We start from the raw sequence: 5,283 nt of genomic DNA, 5'->3' as shown, positions 1-5,283 counted from the left end.
TTTAGCTATGAGGCGGGGGTTTAAACCCCCGCCGGATCTGAAATGCTTCTATGGTAACGTTTTCAGCCGGTTTCTAACCGGCTTTAGCTATGAGGCGGGGGTTTAAACCCCCGCCGGATCCTCGGGTGACAAAGGCTTACTGAGAATGGTGCAAGATATCAAGGTGAGGGCTTATCGAGATTTTTGATTTCATCCGCAGGAATGGTAACGACTTTACCGTCTTTGCAAATGCTAATTGATTGACCGAGTTTACGATGTTTTTCGATAGCATCGGCGACAGCTTTTTTAATTCCAGCATCGATTTTTTGATGCAACGGAGACAGGGCTAAATCCTCAGATTTCATCAATACCTCCAGTAAGTTGATTCCAAATTTTAGGTTCATAAACCATAGGCTTAGCCGTTTCACTCTTATGATAGGTAGCCACCACTTGAGAAATCACATCGGAATTATCGTAAACGATACAAGTGTCGCTTAACGGTAAATACAAATTTACAAAATTATTTCTTCCCCTCTCATGGCGACGGGGATGACGGGTTCCGGGATGTTATATCCTCCCGCCTCTACTCTGCGCCTTACCCGTGCGATCGCTAGTTCTGGAGTAGATAGCCAAAAATAAATTAAATTAATCGTATAACGTTGGCTTTTGCAGTTTCGTAAAAACCGGAGATAATTGCGAGAAGCGAGGGTAGTTTCAAACGCAAAATCAGCCCCGGCATTTGATAAAAGTGCTAACCGTTCCAGCATCAATCGTCCCGCTTGAATGGCAACGGATTCCGGATTAAATGGAGAGAGTCCCGCTGCAATTTCATCGGCGTTCACATATTCCACTACATTTAAAAAGTTCGGCAACAACTGCATTGCTGTTGTCGTTTTTCCCGATCCATTGCACCCGCCGATAACGTAAATTTCTGGCATAATAGCTAAGAGGGTTTGGAAACCAAACCCCTACATTTGTTCTAATCCTTACCCCAAATCCAACGTCAACTGTCCCCCTTCATCTTTCATCTCCAATTGTTCGTAAACAACCTTGGCTTTAATCTCATCCATCGATAACCACAAATTTAACAGCGCTTTCTCTTCCACCATCCGTTTTTTCTCATCCCCCAGACGGGGAATCACTTTTAACGCTACCTCGATCGCCCGCATGAAGGTATCGTTACTGGTGAGTCCGGTTGTTTTCATAAACTGCCGCACTTTTTGGATGTTTTCCTCCTCTTGATACAGGGCGATAACCGCGTGAAGTCCATCTACTAAATAGCGGCTGGAAAACTCTTGCGGGTTGGTGGAAAAGCCGCGTTTTTTCAGGCGTTGTTGTGGGGTGAGGAGTTTGCAAGTGCCACTGGCGGAATTTAACAATTTGTAAGTTTTGGTTAAATCGGTGACGTTGAAACCGCCGATCGCTAATGCTAATTGTCTCGCTTCATCGAAGGGGAATTCGCGGGCACTAAATGCATCCCAAGCCAGGAGATACCACTGGGTGAGGGGGTCAAATCCGGCGGTATCGGTTTGGACTAGCTTGCGAAAACGGTAATTTGCGATCGCTTTTCTGGCTTCGGCGAAGGCAACTTCGGGACGCACTTCCTCACCGCTGCTGTCGAGGATGGGATAGGAACGGCTGAAAACGTTGAGGGCGGGGCCAAATGCGCTTAAATAGAGGTCGATGCCTTTGATATCGTTGGCTTCAAATTCCGGGGCGCGTTGTTCCACTAAATTGGCGACATCGGGGCGCAAATCGTCCCACCACGCTTGTGCGGCGTTGGGGTCTCGTTTGCGACACACCAGCAATACCGTACTGGAAACAGAGTTTTTCTGCGCTTGGTGCAGGTTTTGCGGGTTTTCCGTACTCACCGCCCAGGATGCGGTAATCTCGAATCCGCTATCGATCAAGGATTTTGTGAGAACGTCCCACGCCCCGGATTCTTTATGGTTAAATTGCACTGTCATTACGCCATCGTCGCGGAGGACGCGGTAATATTCGGTGAATGCCAGTGCCATTTTCGCCTCGTAATCTTGGGCGGCGAGTTCGTCGGGGGATGCGCCCATATTGCGGAAGCGGGAGGGGTTGGCGACGGCTTCTCTATCTTTGTCGGTAAGTTCGGTTAGGAATAGTTCGGGGAATATGTCGCCTAGTGTGCGTTTTTGCCAACAGTTATGAACGCAACCTTGTGCAGTTACATAGTTGTGCGACACTGTAGTTAGGTTATAAACCTTGCCGTTATAAGATTTTCGTTGGATTTCGCGAATAGGAATCCATTGCCCTCGATCTGTCCAAATATTTAGATAGTTCCCTTGTTTCACTGTTGGAGTCGAACATTCTAAAATTTGCGCGAGTTTTTCTCTATATTTGCCCCAGACTTTTATCAAGAATCTGGGTTGGCTTTTGACCTGTCTTTCATGAAATTCACAAGTTCGATAGCGATCGTCAAAATATTGATGTGCAACAATTCCTAAACGTTGAAGAATAATTTTAATTTGACAAGCTAAAGTTGATGATATTGTTGTAAGTTGAAAAAAATTGTCTCCTGTTGAGCCATCACCATTCCAATATCCAACAATCAAACCTTTCAACAGGAATTCTGGAGCATCTAATAACCAGTTAGGAACTTTTTTTGAGTGCGAATTCTTTCCACATAGTTTTTCAAAAAATTCTGCTATGGGCTTGCAATAAAAATTCAAAACAATTGCTTTTTCTTTCACTCTATGCTGTAAATGCCCTTGACAAATAAATTTTTCTTTGAAGATTTTTATGATTTCGTCAACATATTGTTGTTCTGATTGGTTGAAAACAAATGTTATACGTCCTTCATCTCTCTTTCCTTGACGATTAAGGAGACTTCCTTCTGCTAAAAAATAGCCGATTACTTTCATTAAATCATAATCTACTTCTATCTGATTAGGAATGCAAAATTTTTGTGCGCCTTTTTCATTGTTAATCCGAACAACTCGAGTATAGGAAACTCCTAATTTTTGAGCAATTTCCTTGAGGGTCAAATATTCTTTTCCTAACTTTTGAAGTGCTTGTCTGATTTCTAAAATATCAGCAGATTTATTACCATAATAAAGCCAAGATTCGTCATGAGGATAATCTAAGAAATCGCTTAGGTGTATAGCTTGTTTAAAATTTTTCTCTATGGGAGAATAGGTAGGCATATAGATATAATCTCCCTTTTTTAATTCATTTGAATCAATCCATGAGCCTGTTAGTTCTCCTGCATTTTCTTTTGGTAAAGTCCAAACTTTATGACCGGGTGTAATGATGAGTTTTTGGTTATTATATGCAACTCGAATTTCAATGATGTCACCATTATAATTGCGATTGCCTACCTTTTGAACTTCAGTCCAGTTACCGTCAAGACTCAAAACGCGATCTGTTGTTGCAATGTCAGAGATAGGAATATAACCGCGTTGACTAATAATAGTAGAATCAGGAGTCAAACAATAAAAGAAGTCGGACAGTTCCGCATATTGGATCGTGGCATAATAAGGTGGATCGGTGACAATAGCATCGACAGAATTATCGGGAATGTGGAATAGGCTATCGGCAGATGCGGCATCGATTTGGATAGATTTTGGGTTGTATTCTTCGATTCCCGGTAAGCCAGTTGAGTGGGGCTTTGTGCCGAATAAGGCGCAAAGTTTAGAATAATCTGATGCAAAGACATTAGAACACCATTTCCATAATTCTCTGCTACCGTTTCTTTCGGGATAATTCCACATTAAGTTCAATGCGTGTTGAGAAGAAGCTCCTTCTGAGCCAGCCCTTGGAGAATTCCATCGACCTAATCTACAGTTTTCATCAACACATCTATCTAATACTAAAGCCAAATAAGTGCTAATTGCCTCTGCTTTATTGGGTTCATATTCAGCCTGTAATTTTGACTTTGCCTCGTTGATTATCTCTACATACGTTACAAGTGTTAGAAGCTGACGAGGGTTAAAATAATCTGAGTTTTTTATCAAACCATACGCCAAACATCTATCTGCATATCCGTCAAACCTATCTTCATCAGGAATTGATTGAATCCAATAAACATTTAAAGATTTAGATTTCAGACAATCATTAGTTTTATCAACGCCATCTAAATCAAGTTGATTTGAAGTTCTAAACTCTAAACTTCCTTCACCCTTTTTATAAGCCACAGCATAAAGTTGATGACCTAAACCTTCCTTTTGGGCTTGAGCCTTAATAGCATCATCTTCAATCACACTATTGCAATTTGGGCATTTCCCCACCCCTCGGCTAATTGTGTCGTAATCCTTTGGGTCGTAATCTCCATCCTCTGTTTTAATCGTTGTTCCCTTTCCCTTCCTCCCCTTAATCAACTCAAAATCAACCCGCTTTTCATCAGGATTCGGAATCGGTTTTACCGCATACCAATCACTTGTAACTTTCCTTGCTTTCCCTTTTCCTGCATAGTTACTCGTTTTACTTAACCACCAATTCGGACTCAAAGGCACAACCGACTCACAACTCGGACAAACCACCGTATGCGCCCAAAGATAGTTTTGTACCGTTTCCCCTTCCTGAGACGGGAAAAATTCTGCTAAGCGTTTTTCCGCTTCATCCCCAACCCACTGCACCCACTTATCAATATCCTGCTGCAAATCGGGGCCAAACTTGAGGGGATATTCCATCGCCGCCTTCATCGTCACCACCGCCACCGGATTGAGGTCAGAAGCCAACACATTCAACCCATACCGCGCCGCTTCAAACGGGATACTCCCACCCCCTGCAAAGGCATCTAATACCGTTGGGGTGCGTGTTCCCCAGACTTTTTCGCAATAGTCGTGAACCTTTTTAATCCGTACCGAAGACGGCGGCATTTTATAGAGTTTGATTTCTTTTCCCGGTTGCAATCCCAACAAATATTCAAACTCTTCCCCGGAAACATCTGCGGGTAATAAAGACGCCAACACGGAAGCGCGAGAAAAGGATAGCGGTTTGCGAGAATACCAGCGATGCAATCCTTTAAACGGATTGCCCCCATGTTCGTAATACACCTGCTGATTGAGCAGATTGACGGGCATGATTTTCTCGATAAACAGTTCGGGACGATTCGACATAGTGGGTTTGGGGGAATGGGTGTCCATTATCCGACTCTATCACAAAATGGGGGCAGTTGCAGCCGCCGGGGGTATCAATCATCGGTTAACAGCTCAAGTCACACCCGCCGGGGTATAAATCCCCCGTCTCATAGCTCAAAATCCGCCGGGGTATTTATCCCCCGTCTCATAGCTCAAGATCCGCCGGGGTATTTATCCCCCGTCTCATAGCTCAAGA

General features: G+C 43.5%; 3 protein-coding genes. All 3 read right to left on the bottom strand.

The genetic code is table 11. The features are described 5' to 3' along the window. Positions 1 to 158: 158 nt before the first annotated feature. On the bottom strand, positions 159 to 344 hold the full coding sequence (locus AC0QH1_RS00920; protein ID WP_324628846.1) for a hypothetical protein: 186 nt from the start codon (positions 342 to 344) through the stop codon (positions 159 to 161). 147 nt (positions 345 to 491) lie between these two features. Continuing rightward, positions 492 to 917 carry an ATPase gene (locus AC0QH1_RS00915; RefSeq protein ID WP_324628845.1) on the bottom strand — a complete coding sequence of 142 codons (426 nt, stop codon included), beginning with the start codon at positions 915 to 917 and terminating at the stop codon, positions 492 to 494. Positions 918 to 965: 48 nt separating this feature from the next. Next, complete coding sequence (locus AC0QH1_RS00910; RefSeq protein ID WP_324628844.1) at positions 966 to 5,066, bottom strand: DUF1156 domain-containing protein; 4,101 nt, start codon at positions 5,064 to 5,066, stop codon at positions 966 to 968. Positions 5,067 to 5,283: the final 217 nt, after the last annotated feature.

The sequence above is a fragment of the Phormidium sp. CCY1219 genome (assembly GCF_055795085.1).
The sequence above is the reverse complement of the archived record's forward strand: the minus strand, read 5'-3'. Positions and strand labels throughout refer to the sequence as shown.

What these genes read in the sequence shown, in the direction of transcription:
- AC0QH1_RS00920 (WP_324628846.1), bottom strand. Translation starts at nt 344, where the DNA reads ATGAAATCTGAGGATTTAGCCCTGTCTCCGTTGCATCAAAAAATCGAT.
- AC0QH1_RS00915 (WP_324628845.1), bottom strand. Translation starts at nt 917, where the DNA reads ATGCCAGAAATTTACGTTATCGGCGGGTGCAATGGATCGGGAAAAACG.
- AC0QH1_RS00910 (WP_324628844.1), bottom strand. Translation starts at nt 5,066, where the DNA reads ATGTCGAATCGTCCCGAACTGTTTATCGAGAAAATCATGCCCGTCAAT.